Raw genomic sequence first — 15,269 nt, forward strand, 5'->3', positions numbered from 1 at the left:
CGTGATCGATCAGACTGCCATCATCCACGACACCGCCATCGTCCATGAGTCTGCCGTCATCGGCAAAGGGGTTGAAATCGGCCCCTTCACCGTCATCGGCGCCGAGGTCGAAATCGGTGACAACACCTGGGTGAGCTCCCACGTGGTGATCAAGGGTCCGACCAAGATCGGTCGCGGCAACAAGATCTTCCAGCACACCTCCATCGGTGAGGATTGCCAGGACAAGAAGTACGCCGGCGAGCGCACCTTCCTCGAGATCGGCGACAACAACGTGTTTCGCGAGAACTGCACCGTGCACCGCGGCACCACCCAGGACCAGAGCCTGACCAAGGTGGGTAGCGGCAACCTGTTCATGGTCAACGTTCACGTGGCCCACGACTGCATCATCGGTGACAACTGCATCTTCGCCAACAACGCCACCCTGGCGGGCCATGTGCACATCGGTGACTTCGTGATCTTCGGCGGTCTGTCTGCCATTCACCAGTTCGGCCGCGTCGGCTCCCACGCCTTCGTCGGCGGCTGCGCTGCCCTGAACAAGGACGTGCCGCCCTACGTGATGGCCGCCGGCAACTACGCCAAGCCGTTCGGGGTCAACTCCGAAGGCCTGCGTCGTCGTGGCTTCAGCGCCGAGGCGATCTCCGCCGTCAAGCGCGCCTACAAGGAGATCTTCCGCTCCGGCAAGACCATTGAAGAGGTGTTGCCCGTGCTGAGCGAGATGGCCCAGAGCGAACCGGCCATCCAGCTCTATGTGGATTTCCTCAAGGACAACGAGCGCGGGATCATCCGTGCCTGATCCCATTCGCATCGGCATCGTCGCCGGAGAGACCTCCGGCGACATCCTGGCCGCAGGGCTGGTGCGCGAACTGCAAGCCCGCTACCCGGATGCGCAGTTCGAAGGGATCGCCGGGCCGCGGATGCAGGCTCTCGGCGTGAAGGCGCTGTTCGAGATGGAGGAGCTCTCCGTCATGGGCATCACCGAGGTGCTGGGCCGTCTGCCCCGCATCCTCCAGGTACGCCGCGAACTGCTGCGCCACTTCATCGCCAATCCCCCCGACATCTTCGTCGGTGTGGATGCACCGGATTTCAATATCGGGGTGGAGCTGAAACTGCGCCGCGCCGGTATCAAGACGGTCCACTATGTCAGTCCCTCCGTCTGGGCCTGGCGTCAGGGCCGCATTCACAAGATCAAGGCGGCCACCGACATGGTGCTCGCCTTCCTGCCGTTCGAGAAAGCCTTCTACGACCGTTTCGATGCCCCCTGTCGCTTCGTCGGCCACACCATGGCGGACGACATTCCGCTGGTCCCGGATCAAGGGGCGGTGCGCGAGGCCCTCGGCATCGATCCCGCCCGTCGCTGGCTGGCGGTACTGCCGGGGAGTCGCACGGCGGAAGTGGGCTTCATGGCGCCGGTCTTCCTCGAGGCGTGCAAGCACCTGACGGTGCACAACCCGGATCTCGGTTTCATCGTGCCTCTGGTCAACCAGAAACGGCGCGAGCAGTTCCTCGCCATCAAGGCCGAGGTGGCCCCGGAGCTCGACATGGTGCTGCTGGACGGCCAGGGCCGCGAGGCCATGATTGCCGCCGATGTGGTGATGCTCGCCTCCGGCACCGCGGCCCTCGAGGCCATGCTGGTGAAAAAGCCCATGGTGGTCGGTTACAAGCTCAAACCCTTCAGCTACTTGCTGGCCCAGTGGCTGGTGAAGACGGATTATGTCTCCCTGCCGAACCTGCTGGCGGACAAGATGCTGGTGCCCGAGCTCATCCAGCACGAGTGCACCCCGGCCAACCTGGTGGAAGAGGTGAGCAAGCTGCTGGACCATGACAACAGCGAGCTCATCGCCACCTTCACCCGGTTGCACGAGAAGATCCGCTGCAATGCGGATGTGCAGGCAGCGGAAGCGGTTGCCGTGCTGCTGGAACGCTAGTGGGCTCTGCCTGTGTGTCAGGCGTGATGTTGTGCTGATACTGGCCCTGCGGGGCCGGTTTTGATTCAAGGCTATGAGATGACGATCGATATTCCCGAAGACAAGCTGATTGCCGGGGTGGACGAGGTGGGTCGCGGCCCCCTGGTGGGTGACGTGGTCACCGCCGCGGTGATCCTGGATCCTGCCAATCCCATCCTTGGCCTCGCCGATTCCAAGAAGCTCTCCGAGAAGAAGCGGCTCGCCCTGTTTGGCGAGATCAAAGAGAAGGCGCTGGCCTATGCCATCGGCCGCGCCAGCCCGGCGGAAATCGACGAGCTCAACATCCTGCACGCCACCATGCTGGCGATGCAGCGCGCCGTGGCGGGGCTCAAGGTGACGCCCGAGCTGGTCTTCATCGACGGCAACCGCTGCCCCAGATTGCCGATGGAGGCCCGCGCCGTGGTCAAGGGGGACAGCCTGGTGGCCGCCATCAGCGCCGCCTCCATCCTCGCCAAGGTGACCCGGGACGCCGAGATGACCGAGCTGGACAGCCGCCATCCCGAGTACGGTTTCGCCCGCCACAAGGGCTACCCGACGGCGGAGCACCTCGCCATTCTGGCCGAACGGGGCCCGCTGCTCGAATACCGTCAGAGCTTCAAGCCGGTGCGCCGCGCCCTGGGGATCGAATAACCGATGCCGATCTGTCTGAACGATTTCTGCTTGCGCAATGAGAGGGCGTGACCATGGCTGATCCCCGCTTCATCCACCTGAGGGTGCACTCCGACTTCTCCATGGTCGACGGCCTGCAGAAGATCGGTCCCATCGTCTCCGCAGCCGCCGCCAACAACATGCCGGCTCTGGCCCTGACGGACCAGATGAACATGTGCGGCCTGGTGCGCTTCTACGGCTCTGCCCACGGCAAGGGGATCAAGCCCCTGGTCGGGGCGGATTTCTGGGTGCAGAGCGACGAGCTTGGGGACGAGCAGTTTCGCCTCACCCTGCTCGCCATGGACAACGACGGCTACCAGAACATCACCCTGCTCATCTCCCGCGGCTATCAGCGCGGTCATGTGCAGGGGCGCCCCGTCATCGACAAGGCCTGGCTTGGCGAACATGCCAAGGGGGTGATCGTCCTCTCCGGGGGGCGCGAGGGGGATGTGGGCAAGTTCCTGCTCAAGGGCAACCGCCAGATGGTGGAGCATTGCCTCGCCTTCTACCAGACCCACTTCCCGGATGCCTACTACCTGGAGCTGCTGCGTACCGGCCGCCCGGACGAGGAGGTCTATCTGCACATGGCGGTGGCCATTGCCACCGAGTTCGAACTGCCGGTGGTGGCCACCAACGAGGTGGTGTTCCTCACCGCCGATGACTTCGATGCCCACGAGATCCGGGTCGCCATCCACGACGGCTACACCCTGATGGACAAGCGCCGACCGCGCCGCTACAGCCCCCAGCAGTACCTGCGCAGTCAGGAGGAGATGGCGGAGCTGTTTGCCGACATCCCGGAAGCCCTGGAAAACACGGTGGAGATCGCCAAGCGCTGCAACGTGACGGTGCGCCTTGGCGAGTATTTCCTGCCCAACTTCCCCACCGGCGACATGACCACCGAGGACTTCCTGGTCATGAAGTCGAAGGAAGGGCTGGAGGAGCGGCTGGCCTTCCTGTTCCCGGATCCGGCGGTGCGGGCCGAGCGTCGTCCCGAGTATGACGAGCGTCTCGACATCGAGCTGAAAGTGATCAACCAGATGGGCTTCCCGGGTTACTTCCTCATCGTGATGGAGTTTATCCAGTGGTCCAAGGACAACGGCATCCCCGTCGGTCCGGGCCGGGGCTCGGGGGCGGGGTCGCTGGTGGCCTACGCCCTCAAGATCACCGACCTGGATCCGCTGGAATTTGACCTGCTGTTCGAACGTTTCCTGAACCCCGAGCGGGTCTCCATGCCCGACTTCGACGTCGACTTCTGCATGGACAGGCGCGACGAGGTGATCGATCACGTCTCCGAGATGTACGGTCGGGAGGCGGTATCCCAGATCATCACCTTCGGCAGCATGGCGGCCAAGGCGGTAGTGCGGGACGTCGGCCGGGTGCTGGGCCACGCCTACGGCTTTGTCGATCGCATCTCCAAGCTGATCCCGCCCGACCCCGGCATGACCCTGGCCAAGGCGTTCGAAGCCGAGCCCAAGTTGCCGGAGCTCTACGAGCAGGACGAGGAGGTCAAGGACCTCATCGACATGGCGCGCCGCCTGGAAGGGGTGGTGCGCAACGCCGGCAAGCACGCCGGTGGCGTGGTGATCGCGCCCACCAAGATCACCGACTTCGCGCCGCTCTATTGCGACGACGAGGGGCATCACCCGGTCACCCAGTTCGACAAGAACGACGTGGAGTACGCCGGGCTGGTGAAGTTCGACTTCCTGGGGCTGCGCACCCTCACCATCATCGACTGGGCCCTTGGCATGATAAACCCCCGTCTTGCCAAAGAGGGCAAGCCGCCGGTCGACATCGCCGCCATCCCCATCGATGACAAGAAGTCGTTCGCCCTCTTGCAGCGTTTCGAGACCACGGCGGTGTTCCAGCTCGAATCCCGCGGCATGAAGGACCTCATCAAGCGCCTGCAGCCCGACTGCTTCGAAGACATGATCGCGCTGGTGGCCCTGTTCCGTCCGGGCCCGCTCCAGTCGGGCATGGTGGACAACTTCATCGAGCGCAAGCACGGCAAGGAGGCCATCTCCTACCCGGACGAGAAGTGGCAGCACGAAAGCCTCAAACCCATACTCGAGCCCACCTACGGCATCATCCTCTACCAGGAGCAGGTGATGCAGATCGCCCAGACCCTGGCGGGGTATACCCTGGGTGGCGCGGACATGCTGCGTCGGGCCATGGGCAAGAAAAAACCCGAAGAGATGGCCAAGCAGCGGGCGGGCTTCGAGGAGGGGGCGGTCAAGAACGGCGTCGACGGCGAACTGGCGATGAAGATCTTCGATCTGGTGGAGAAGTTTGCGGGCTACGGCTTCAACAAGTCCCACTCCGCTGCCTATGCGCTGGTCTCCTACCAGACCCTTTGGCTCAAGACCCACTTCCCGGCGGAGTTCATGGCGGCGGTGATGACCGCGGATATGGACAACACCGACAAGATAGTGACCCTGGTGGACGAGTGTCAGCGCATGGGGCTGACCGTGATCCCGCCGGACGTCAACACCGGTCGCTACCGCTTCAGCGTCAACGAGGACGGCCACATCGTCTACGGCATCGGCGCGGTGAAGGGGGTAGGGGAAGGGCCCATCGAGGCGATCCTGGACGCGCGGGATCGGGACGGTCCGTTCCGCGACCTGTTCGACTTCTGCAACCGGGTCGACATCAAGAAGCTCAACAAGCGGGTGATGGAGAAGCTCATCCTCTCCGGCGCCATGGACAGGCTCGGCCCCCACCGCGCCGCCCTGATGGCGACCCTGGAGGAGGCGATGCGCGCCGCCGAGCAGCACGCCAAGGCCCAGGCGGTGGGGCAGGTCGACATGTTCGGCGTGCTCACCGAAGAGATCGACGACGTCAAGAAGGCGTTCGCCAACGTGCCGCACTGGCCCGACAAGGTGTGGCTGGAAGGGGAGCGCGAGACCCTCGGGCTCTACCTCACCGGTCACCCCATCAACCAGTACAGCAGCGAGCTGCGGCGCTACACCTCGGGCCGACTGTGCGATCTGCATCCCACCTCCCGGGATACGGTGACCACGGCGGCGGGGTTGGTGATCGCGGCGCGCAGCATGGTGACCAAGCGCGGCAACAAGATGGGGATCTTCACCCTGGACGACAGATCCGGCCGTCTGGATGTGACCCTTTTCAGTGAAGCGCTGGAAAAATACGAAGAATTGATGCAAAAAGACCGTATTTTAGTGGTTTCTGGACAGGTCAGCTTTGATGACTTCTCCGGTGGCCTTAAAATGTCGGCCCGCGAGTTGCTGGATATCAACGATGCGAGGGAGCGTTTTGCCAGGGCAATCCGCATCTCCCTCGATGAACAACGCATTGACGAGCGCTTTTTCCCGCGTTTGTGCGAGATTTTGGAGCCCGCCCGTGCCGGAGTCTGTCCGGTTCAGGTAAACTATCGTCGCCCCGGTTCCCGGGTGCGATTGACGCTCGGTACCGAGTGGCGGGTGACGCCCACCGATCAACTGATAGATGACTTGCGAGTCCTGCTTGGACGAGAGCGGGTTGAATTGGTTTTTGATTAGAGGATCTATTGTCCCTATGAGTCTTTTTCTGGATTTTGAACAGCCGATCGCCGAGTTGCAGGCACAGATCGATGAACTGCGCCATGTGAGCGAGCACAACAGTGCCGTGGATCTCAGCGAAGACATTCGCCGGCTGGAGAAGAAAAACGAAGAGCTGACCAAGAAGATCTTCGGCGATCTGGGTGCCTGGCAGGTATCCCAGATGGCACGTCATCCCCAGCGCCCCTACACCCTCGACTACATCGAGCAGATCTTCACCGATTTCGACGAGCTGGCCGGGGATCGCGCCTATGCCGATGACAAGGCCATCGTCGGCGGCATCGCCCGTCTCGACGGCGAGCCCGTGATGATCATCGGTCACCAGAAGGGTCGCGAGACCAAGGAGAAGATCAAGCGCAACTTCGGCATGCCGCGTCCGGAAGGGTACCGCAAGGCCCTGCGCCTGATGGAGATGGCCGAGCGCTTCAAGATGCCGATCATCACCTTCATCGACACCCCGGGTGCTTACCCCGGCGTGGGTGCCGAGGAGCGTGGCCAGTCCGAAGCCATCGCCCGCAACCTGAAAGTCATGGCCGGCCTGACCGTGCCGGTGGTCTGCACCGTGATCGGTGAAGGCGGCTCCGGCGGCGCTCTCGCCATCGGCGTGGGCGATCGGGTCAACATGCTGCAGTACTCCACCTACTCCGTCATCTCCCCGGAAGGGTGCGCCTCCATCCTGTGGAAGAGCGCCGAGAAGGCCTCGGTGGCGGCGGATGCCATGGGCATCACCGCCCAGCGCCTGAAAGAGCTGAAGCTCATCGACAACATCGTCGAGGAGCCCCTCGGCGGTGCCCACCGCGACGTGGAGAAGATGGCCAAGCACCTGAAAGCGCGCATCAAGCAGGATCTGGATGCCCTGCGCCCCCTCGACAGCGAGCAACTGCTGGAGCAGCGCTACCAGCGCCTGCTGGGTTACGGCTACTGCTGATCTGCCGCTTCCAATAAAAAGTCCCCGCATGCGGGGACTTTTTTTATGGGCGACGTTTGTGGGGGGACGCCGGGGCGGGCCTCAGGGGGCGGTCAGCGCCCGGTGCATGGGGCGGAAGCACGCCCTCCGGCAGGGCTCAGGGCCCGCCACTCCCGCCACAGCAGCCAGCACAGGGGGGGCGTCAGCAGCAGCACGGTGGCGGGCTGGGCCATCAAGACCCCGTCGCGCCCCCACCAGAGGGGCAGCAGGAAGATGAGGGGCAGCAGCAGCACCGTCTTGGCCACGGAGATGACGAGGGCCTGGCGGGTGCGGGCCATGGCCTGCAACAGCACGATGCCGAACATGACGATTCCCTCCAGGGGCAGGGCAGCGAGGTTGAGGGTCAGGCTGCTGATGGCGGCGGCGAGCAGCTCTGCGTCCTGATCCCCGGTGTAGAGCATGGCGACCGGCTGCGGCAGCAGCTGGACAATCAGCCAGACCCCCAGGCCATAGACCAGGGTGATCTTGAGCCCCATCGCCATCAGGAACTGGAGGTCGCGATGGCGGCCGGCCCCGGCTGCCTGGCTCACCAGGGGCTGGATGCCAAACGCCAGTCCCTGCAGGATGACGATGAAGACTGCCTCCGTGTATCCCGCCACGGTGAAGCCCGCCAGATCCTTGACCGTACCGTGCACCATCAGCTGGCTGTTGTGCAGCTGCAACAGCAGCCCCAGGTTGAACTGGGCGATGAGGCTCGGCAGCCCGGTGAAGAGCAGGCCGGGCATGGCCGGGAAGCGTGGCACCAGCTGGCGCCAGGTCAGCCGCAACCGGGCGTGGCGGGTGAAGAAGTACCCCAGGCCGAGCAGGCTGACCATGGCCTCCGAGAGGAGGGTGGCCTGGGCCGTGCCGGTGAGGCCGAGCCCGAGCCGGCCCACCATGATGTAGTTGAGCAGGATGTTGAGGAGGGCGCCGCCGCTCACCAGTACCATGGCGAGGCGAGGGCGGCCGTCGTTGCGAAGCAGGTAGGGCACCGCCAGGTTGCTGGCGAGCAGCAGGGTGCCACCGCCAATCCAGGTGAGGTAGTCGCTGGCCTGCTGCCAGGTGTCGGTGCCGGGGGCCATTCCCAGGGCCTGCAGGATATCGGTGTGCCAGTGGTGCAGCAGCAGCGGCGCTACCGTGCCCAGGATCAGCAGCAGCCAGAGGGCGCTGACCAGAGCCTGGCGGGCCAGAGCGAGGTTCCTGGCGCCCTGCTGGAAGGAGATGGCGGTGGCGGCCCCCATGGCGATCATGGCGGCGAGGCCGATGAGCACCATGATGACCGGATAGACCAGGTTGATGCCGGCAAGGCCGGCGGCCCCCACGTAGTGGCCGACGAAGATGCCGTCCACCAGGTAGTAGGCTCCGGAGACCAGCATGGCCATGACGGAGGGGAGGGCATAGCCCCAGAAACGGCGGGCCATGGCCCGTTGACGCAGGCGGAAGTAGGCGGACATATCTGTACTCGGGAAAAGGGCCGGAATCGAGCAGACAGTCTAGTTTCTTATGGTTTAATTGATAATCAGGCTTTCATTTGATGAATTGCTGAATAAAGCTCATCAATCAACGGATCCTGTGATACTCCTTCAGCATGTCGATCAGGGCTCGCAGCCCTTGCCCCAGCTGGTGCCGGCCCGGATAGAAGAGGTTGAACCCGGCAAAGCTGGGGCTCCAGTCATCCAGCACGCTCACCAGCCGCCCCGATGCCAGGGCGTCGAACACCTCCCCCTCGTGGCAGTAGGCGAGCCCGAGCCCCGCCTCGGCCGCCCCCAGGTAGAGCGCGGGCGTGCTGGTGGTGAGCGGGCCCGTCACTTCGATCTCAAGCAGTTCCCCCTCGGCGGCAAAGGCCCAGCGATAGTGGTGATGGGGCGTGAGCCGGTAGCCGATGCAGTCGTGCTGGCGCAGATCCGAGGGGTGGCGAGGGGTGCCACGCCGTGCCAGATAGTCGGGGGAGCCCACCACCAGATAGCGCTGCTGCGGGCCCAGGGGAACCGAGATCATCTCCTGGGGCAGCAGGTCGCCGTAGAAGAGGGCGGCGTCGTAGCCATCCTCGATGAGGCGGGGCATCAGCTCCAGCTCCTCCACCTCCACCTGCATGCGCGGGTAGCGCACCAGATAGTCGATGAGCACCGGGGCCAGCACCTCCTGGATGGCGGCTCGGGGGGCACAGAGCCTGAGCCTGCCCACGGGTTCGCCCGCGTGGCGCGTCAGCTCCGCCAGTGCCGTCTCCAGTTGCCCCAGGGTCGGCAGTACCTGGGCCAGCAGCCGTTCGCCCGCCTCGGTCGGCACCACGGCCCGGGTGCTGCGATTGAGCAGCCTGACGGCCAGGCGACTCTCCAGCCCTTTGAGGGCATGACTCAGGGCCGAGGCGGAGACCCCGAGCTCGAGGGCGGCCTTGCTGAAACTGCGGTGACGGGCGACGGCGGCAAACACGGCCAGCTCGGCGAGATCGGTGCGGGAGAGGGTCATGGTCGGTACGCAGAAAAGGGGCGGACACAAAGGGTACGCCATGGGGCGACGGGAGACAATCGGGGGGCAATGAGGGGATTGTGACAAAATTGTTGCGCGTTTCAAGGGTGAGGTGGATCACATCAAAAAGTTTATATGTTAAAAAAAAATCGCAATATGGCGATTCAAGTGTGATCTGAAGCGACGGAAAGGCGATTCCAATCAAACTTTGGTTGATTAATTCAAAAAAACGCTGTGATTAATAGGGCCTTTTAACTAGAGTCATCTCATCGGATGAGGTGAGCGTTATCCCGTTGTTAACGAGCGAGCACGATCCCCTCTGTATTACGACTCCCCGCCCGTGTTTGTTGCAATCAGGTTGCCACAGGGAGTGGCGGCCGGATGGCCGGGGCGGAGGAACAAACAGGACGAATAGCTGGAGTTCCAGGGAAAGGAACCGGGCCCAGGCCCACTGACAAGTTAAGATCCCACTTTCCTTGATGACAGGAACACCCCTATGTCTGACATGAACATTGCAGTTGAAGGCAGCTTGAGCAAAGCCTCCTCCCGTGGCATCAACAAGGCCGACGTGGTCTGGATGCTGGGTCTGTACGGTACCGCCATCGGCGCCGGTGTCCTCTTCCTGCCGATCAATGCCGGTGTCGGTGGCCTGTGGCCGCTGGTCGCCATGCTGATCCTGGCCCTGCCGCTGACCTTCTTCGCCCACCGTGGCCTGACCCGCTTCGTGCTGTCCGGCTCCACCCGTGACGGCGACATCACCGAGGTGGTGGAAGAGCACTTCGGCAAGACCGCAGGCAAGTTCATCACCCTGCTCTACTTCTTCGCCATCTACCCCATCCTGCTGATGTACTCCGTGGCCATTACCAACACCGTCGAGAGCCTGATGGTGCACCAGCTGGGCATGACGGCACCTCCCCGTGCCATCCTCTCCCTGGTGCTGATCCTGGGTCTGATGGCGATCGTTCGCCTGGGCGGCCAGGTCATCGTCAAGGCGATGAGCGTGCTGGTCTTCCCGTTCGTGGTCACCCTGATGGGCCTGGCGCTCTACCTGATCCCGCACTGGAACGGTGCCATCATCACCGAAGCCCCTGCGCTGGGTGAGGCCTTCAACGGCGACTTCATCAAGACCCTGTGGCTGGCCATCCCGGTGATGGTGTTCTCCTTCAACCACTCCCCGATCATCTCCTCCTTCGCGGTGGACAACAAAGGCCGCTACGGCGCCAACGCCGAGAAGAAGTGCAGCAACATCCTGCTGGGCGCCCACGTCATGATGGTGATGACGGTAATGTTCTTCGTGTTCAGCTGCGTGCTGAGCCTCTCCCCGGCTGACCTGGCGGCGGCCAAGGAGCAGAACATCTCCATCCTCTCCTACCTGGCCAACCACTTCGACAACCCGGTGATCGCCACCGTGGCACCGCTCATCGCCATGGTTGCCATCAGCAAGTCCTTCCTGGGTCACTACCTGGGTGCGCAAGAGGGCATGAACGGCCTGATGGCCAAGTCCCTGCGCGAGAAGGGCAAGAACGTCGACGTCAAGCAGCTGAACAAGGTGACCGCGGTCTTCATGATCCTGACCACCTGGGCCGTGGCCACCATCAACCCGAGCATCCTCGGCATGATTGAAGATCTGGGCGGCCCCATCATCGCCATGCTGCTCTTCCTGATGCCGATGTACGCCATCGCCAAGGTGCCGGCCATGCGCAAATATGCCGGCAACCTCAGCAACGGCTTCGTCACCCTCATCGGCCTCATCGCCATGTCCGGCATCATCTACAAGCTGATTGCCTGATGACAGCGTTCATCCCTGTGAGAAAGCCGCCCCCCGGGGCGGTTTTTTTATGGGCACAAATGCTTAACAAAGCGGTGGTGGCGGCCTAACATGGCGGGATGTTTTTCTAGACGGGACAACAGGATATGTCTGGGTTGAAAAAGGATCTCGGGCTCTGGCAGGGGATGGGGCTGCTCGCCACCTCCCTGCTCGGTACCGGGATCTTCGTGGTACCGGCCACCGCCGCCTCGCTGGCGGGAGGGGCGTCGCTGTGGGCCTGGTTGCTGCTGATTGCCCTGGTGCTGCCCATCGCCTTTACCTTCGCCCGCCTCGGGCGGCGTTATCCCCACGCGGGTGGCGCGCCCCATCTGATTGGCCTCGCCTTTGGCAACGGCGCCGAGCGCTTCTCCGCTTTCCTGTTTCTGGCGGTGCTGCCGGTGGGCCTGCCTGCCGCCCTCACCATCGCCGCCGGTTTCTGGCACGCCCTGTTCGACATGGGGGAGTGGACCCTCTGGGGCATCCAGCTGCTCACCCTGCTCGGGGTCTTTCTGCTGGGGCTGCGGGGAGCGCGCTCCTCCGGCAACCTGCAACTGCTGATCGCCCTGGCCATTCTGGGGCTCACCCTGCTTATCTGGGTCAAGGGGGATCTCAGCTGGCGCGATGCCGCCCAGCCTCTGCCAACGGCGAGCGAATGGCCCGCCATGGGCTCGGCGCTGGCGGTGATGTTCTGGTGTTTCGTGGGGCTCGAGGCCTTCGCCCACATGGGGGAGGAGTTCAAGCGGCCAGAGCGGGACTACCCCCTTGCCCTGCTGGGGGGCGTGCTGCTGGCGGGGCTCATCTACTGGGTGCACTCGCTGGTGGTGCTCAAATATGACCTCTACGGGGACGAGGCGACCAATGCCACCGCCATTCCGGCCCTGCTCTCCCTGTTGTTCGGCCCCACCGCCAAGTGGCTGGTGGCGGTGCTGGGCTATCTCTCCTGCTTCGCCAGCATCAACATCTACCTGCAAGGTTTTGCGCGCCTTATCTGGAGCATGGCGCGGGAGGGCAAACTGCCGGTCTCCCTCTCTCGCCTCTCGGCCCGGGGCGCTCCCCTGCATGCCCTTGCCTGGGTGCTCGCCATCTGTTTCGTCTCCATCACCCTGATCCTCTGGCTACGTCTGCCCCTCGATGCGTTGATCCGCTACGCCAACGGCAACTTCGTGCTGGTCTACCTGCTCTGCATGGCGGCCGGCTGGCGCTTGTTGTCGGGGACCGGCAAGGGGCTGGCGGGCCTCAGCGTGCTGCTCTGTGCCCTGGTGCTGCTGGCCCTCGCCACCCAGGTGCTCTATGCCGTCGTGCTGAGCCTGGGGTATGGCGGCTTCTCCCTGTGGCGGCGCAGACGCCGCCGCTCGGCGTCCGATGAGGGTGTCTGCGCCATCAAGTAACTCCCGAAAAAAAGCCCCGCAGTGCGGGGCTTGTTGTTGCGGGTCACAGGCTGGCGGGCAGGTCGCTGCGCAAGATGGCGTAGTGGCGCAGGGAGATGAAGCCATCCCCCTTGCGCTCGCACTCCCGCGCCGTGCCCTCGTAATGAAAACCGGCCCGCTCCAGCAGGCGGGCGGAGGGGTGGTTGGGCTCCTCCACCACCGCCAGCAGCCGGTGCAGGTCGGTGGTGCGGTAAGTGAGCGGCAGCCAGAGTTGCAGCGCCGCGCTCATCACCCCCTTGCCCCAGTGTTCGGGATAGAGCCAGTAGCCCAGCTCGGCACACCGGTGAGTCGGGTCGGCATCGTTGTAGCCGATGGCCCCCAGCGGCTCGCCCGTGTGCCGGTCGCGAATGAGGTGCCAGGCGCCACGGCCGGTACGGGTCAGCTCGGCATACCAATCCATCTGTGCCCGGCATGCCGCCAGGCTGTCGTAGCTGACGCCGTAGTAGGCGACGACCCGGGGATCGGAGAGGCCGCGATAGATGTGAGGCAGGTCGGTGTCGGTGACGGGATCCAGCCTGATGTGGGGTGGTGCTGATGTCATGATGACTCCTTGCGGCCAGCCGTGGCTGGCCGCGTGTGTTGCGTAACAAGAGATGGATGATCCGGGCTGGCGTCAGGCAAACCCGAGCCGCTCGGCAAGGCGCGCCAGCTCGTCACGCCACTGCTGCTGCAGGCGCGGGGTCTGGTGCCTGGGCTTGCGGGCCAGATCGGCGGCGAGCAGGGCATCGAGCTCATACCAGCGCGCCAGCAGCGCCTCTTCGTCATCCCCCGTGGCGGCCGCGGTCTGCGGGTCACCTGATCGAGCCGGGCTGCCCGCCTGCGGCAAGGGGGCATCGCCCAGCAGCTCGGCATAGGCCCGCTCGGCACTGTGAGCCTCCTGGATGCGCCCGTCCTGTATCAGCCAGAAGCGGTTGCAACTGCGCTCGATCAGCTCCCGGTCGTGGGAGACCAGCAGCACGCCCCCCGGGAAGGCGGCAATCGCCTCGGCCAGCTCCTCCTTGCCCGCCAGATCCAGGTGGTTGGTGGGTTCGTCGAGCCAGAGCATATGGTGGCTGCCGAGGGACAGGGCGAGAAACAGCAGCCGTGCCCGCTCGCCCCCGCTCAGGGTGTGCACCTGCTGGCCGTGGCGGGCATAGGGGAAGCCCGCCCGGATCAGCGCCTGTCGCCGCGTCACCTCAGGCAGAGGGGCCAGGGGGTACAGCGCGTCGCTCAGGGTGGCGTCGTCAGCCAGCTGCTGCAGGGACTGATCGTAATAGGCGATGCTGGCGCCGGGGTGGCAGTACCAGCCCGCCTGCGGACTCAGGTCAGTCAGTTCGCGCCAGCACTGGCGCAGCAGGGAGGACTTGCCGGTGCCGTTGGCACCGAGCAGGGCAACCCTGTCCCCCGCTCGCAGCCAGAGCCCCTCGGCACGCAGCAGCGGCGGCAGTGCCGATGCCGGCGATACGTCGAGGGCCTCCAGTCGCAGCAGGGTGTCGGCAGGCAGGCTCACTCCGCGCAGCTCGAGCCGCCAGGGGGCCAGCGCCGCCACCTGGCTCTGCTCCTCCTGCAGGCGGGCGATGCGCTTTTCCATGGACTTGGCCTGGCGCACCAGCTTCTCGTTGTCATGCTCCCGCCCCCAGATGGCGAGGCGCTTGCTGCTGGCGCTCAGGCGGTCTATCTCCTTTTGCTCATCCGCCCGGCGCAGGCGGGCCTGCTCATCCTCGGCAGCCAGCGCCGCCCTGGCCTGGCTGCAGGGCAGGGCGAAGCGGTGCAACTGGCCATCTCGCAGGATCAGGGTCTGATCCGTGACGCGGTCCAGCAGGCGAGCGTCGTGGGAAACCAGCACGAAGGCGCCGCGCCAGCCCAGCAGAAACTGCTCGAGCCAGAGCAGGGCGGGCAAGTCCAGGTGGTTGCTGGGCTCATCGAGCAGCAGCAGGTTGGGTTGGCGCAGCAGGGCGCGCCCTATCTGCAGCCGGCTGTGCTGGCCACCGCTCAGTGCACTGACCGGCAACGTGGCCTGGGCCTCCAGCTGCAGTTCGGCCAGCAGCTTGTCCACCTGCCATTCGGCGGCGGGGTCGTTGCCCAGGGCATCCAGCAGCACGGCGCGGGTGCTGAGGGTGGAAAGCCCGGCGGGCAGTTGCTGGGCCACGAACTCGCAGCGGCAGGCGGCGGCCTGCACGATCCGGCCGGCCTGGGGCGTGCGCTCGCCCGCCAGCAGCGCGAGCAATGTGCTCTTGCCGCAGCCGTTGGCGCCAATCAGGCCGAGTCGGTCGCCTGCGCGAATGCCGAGTTCGAGATGGTCAAATAAGGGAAGGTGCCCCGCACTCATCTGCAGGGAATAGGTACTCATCAGGGTTGTCATGCTCTTGCTCTCTTAAATCGCGGGATAGGATATCCCTGTCATCAGGAGCGCTGGCGACAACGGCAGAGTCGAGAAAGGTCTCGGTATGGAAGGGAGTCGGCTTTGCTCGAACCCGC

The 15,269-nt window shown here is 64.5% G+C and carries 11 protein-coding genes; 7 read left to right on the plus strand and 4 right to left on the minus strand.

Translation table 11 applies throughout. The annotated features are described in order from the left end of the window. The first annotated feature begins 1 nt into the window (after nt 1). The 5 genes from lpxA to accA all read left to right on the plus strand — a co-directional run bounded on the left by lpxA (nt 2) and on the right by accA (nt 7,094). Nucleotides 2-793 (plus strand): acyl-ACP--UDP-N-acetylglucosamine O-acyltransferase, encoded by a 792-nt coding sequence (gene lpxA, locus AB5Y54_RS02740; RefSeq protein ID WP_010673415.1) that lies wholly within the window; start codon nt 2-4, stop codon nt 791-793. Further along, nucleotides 786-1,925: a lipid-A-disaccharide synthase gene (lpxB, locus tag AB5Y54_RS02745; protein WP_104451737.1), complete on the plus strand. Its 1,140-nt coding sequence runs from the start codon at nt 786-788 to the stop codon at nt 1,923-1,925. Before lpxA ends, lpxB begins: the two co-directional genes overlap by 8 nt. Nucleotides 1,926-2,003: 78 nt before the next feature. Continuing rightward, entirely contained in the window at nt 2,004-2,594 is a 591-nt protein-coding gene (gene rnhB / locus AB5Y54_RS02750) for a ribonuclease HII (RefSeq protein ID WP_104451736.1), read from the plus strand. A 53-nt stretch (nt 2,595-2,647) separates the two neighbouring features. After that, nucleotides 2,648-6,127: a DNA polymerase III subunit alpha gene (gene dnaE, locus AB5Y54_RS02755; RefSeq protein ID WP_042015569.1), complete on the plus strand. Its 3,480-nt coding sequence runs from the start codon at nt 2,648-2,650 to the stop codon at nt 6,125-6,127. 16 nt (nt 6,128-6,143) lie between these two features. After that, nucleotides 6,144-7,094, plus strand: coding sequence for an acetyl-CoA carboxylase carboxyl transferase subunit alpha (accA, locus tag AB5Y54_RS02760; RefSeq protein WP_010673419.1), 951 nt, complete (start codon nt 6,144-6,146; stop codon nt 7,092-7,094). Between the two features lie 92 nt (nt 7,095-7,186). Here the strand turns inward: accA and AB5Y54_RS02765 are convergent, their stop codons facing one another. After that, nucleotides 7,187-8,566, minus strand: a complete 1,380-nt coding sequence (locus AB5Y54_RS02765) for an MATE family efflux transporter (RefSeq protein ID WP_368153189.1) — start codon at nt 8,564-8,566, stop codon at nt 7,187-7,189. Between the two features lie 106 nt (nt 8,567-8,672). Continuing rightward, on the minus strand, nt 8,673-9,578 hold the full coding sequence (locus AB5Y54_RS02770; protein WP_102949239.1) for a LysR family transcriptional regulator: 906 nt from the start codon (nt 9,576-9,578) through the stop codon (nt 8,673-8,675). Nucleotides 9,579-10,074: 496 nt separating this feature from the next. Here AB5Y54_RS02770 and AB5Y54_RS02775 point away from each other — a divergent pair, with 496 nt between their 5' ends. Continuing rightward, nucleotides 10,075-11,367 (plus strand): HAAAP family serine/threonine permease, encoded by a 1,293-nt coding sequence (locus tag AB5Y54_RS02775; RefSeq protein WP_049636279.1) that lies wholly within the window; start codon nt 10,075-10,077, stop codon nt 11,365-11,367. 125 nt (nt 11,368-11,492) lie between these two features. Beyond that, the gene (gene yjeH, locus AB5Y54_RS02780) at nt 11,493-12,773 is read left to right on the plus strand and encodes an L-methionine/branched-chain amino acid transporter (protein ID WP_042015548.1); all 1,281 of its coding nucleotides are present in this window, start codon (nt 11,493-11,495) and stop codon (nt 12,771-12,773) included. 43 nt (nt 12,774-12,816) lie between these two features. Here the strand turns inward: yjeH and AB5Y54_RS02785 are convergent, their stop codons facing one another. Next, a complete protein-coding gene (locus tag AB5Y54_RS02785) occupies nt 12,817-13,353 on the minus strand; it encodes a GNAT family N-acetyltransferase (RefSeq protein WP_048208168.1) in 537 nt (178 codons plus the stop codon). A gap of 72 nt (nt 13,354-13,425) precedes the next feature. After that, complete coding sequence (locus AB5Y54_RS02790) at nt 13,426-15,153, minus strand: ABC-F family ATP-binding cassette domain-containing protein (RefSeq protein WP_368153190.1); 1,728 nt, start codon at nt 15,151-15,153, stop codon at nt 13,426-13,428. Nucleotides 15,154-15,269: the final 116 nt, after the last annotated feature.

This window comes from Aeromonas sp. s9, assembly GCF_040907765.1.
Lineage (GTDB): Bacteria > Pseudomonadota > Gammaproteobacteria > Enterobacterales > Aeromonadaceae > Aeromonas > Aeromonas caviae.

Excerpts from the sequence above, each read along its gene's own strand:
- yjeH (WP_042015548.1), top strand. The coding sequence starts at position 11,493 with ATGTCTGGGTTGAAAAAGGATCTCGGGCTCTGGCAGGGGATGGGGCTG.
- AB5Y54_RS02775 (WP_049636279.1), top strand. The coding sequence starts at position 10,075 with ATGTCTGACATGAACATTGCAGTTGAAGGCAGCTTGAGCAAAGCCTCC.
- AB5Y54_RS02765 (WP_368153189.1), bottom strand. The coding sequence starts at position 8,566 with ATGTCCGCCTACTTCCGCCTGCGTCAACGGGCCATGGCCCGCCGTTTC.
- AB5Y54_RS02785 (WP_048208168.1), bottom strand. The coding sequence starts at position 13,353 with ATGACATCAGCACCACCCCACATCAGGCTGGATCCCGTCACCGACACC.
- AB5Y54_RS02770 (WP_102949239.1), bottom strand. The coding sequence starts at position 9,578 with ATGACCCTCTCCCGCACCGATCTCGCCGAGCTGGCCGTGTTTGCCGCC.
- rnhB (WP_104451736.1), top strand. The coding sequence starts at position 2,004 with ATGACGATCGATATTCCCGAAGACAAGCTGATTGCCGGGGTGGACGAG.
- AB5Y54_RS02790 (WP_368153190.1), bottom strand. The coding sequence starts at position 15,153 with ATGACAACCCTGATGAGTACCTATTCCCTGCAGATGAGTGCGGGGCAC.
- accA (WP_010673419.1), top strand. The coding sequence starts at position 6,144 with ATGAGTCTTTTTCTGGATTTTGAACAGCCGATCGCCGAGTTGCAGGCA.
- dnaE (WP_042015569.1), top strand. The coding sequence starts at position 2,648 with ATGGCTGATCCCCGCTTCATCCACCTGAGGGTGCACTCCGACTTCTCC.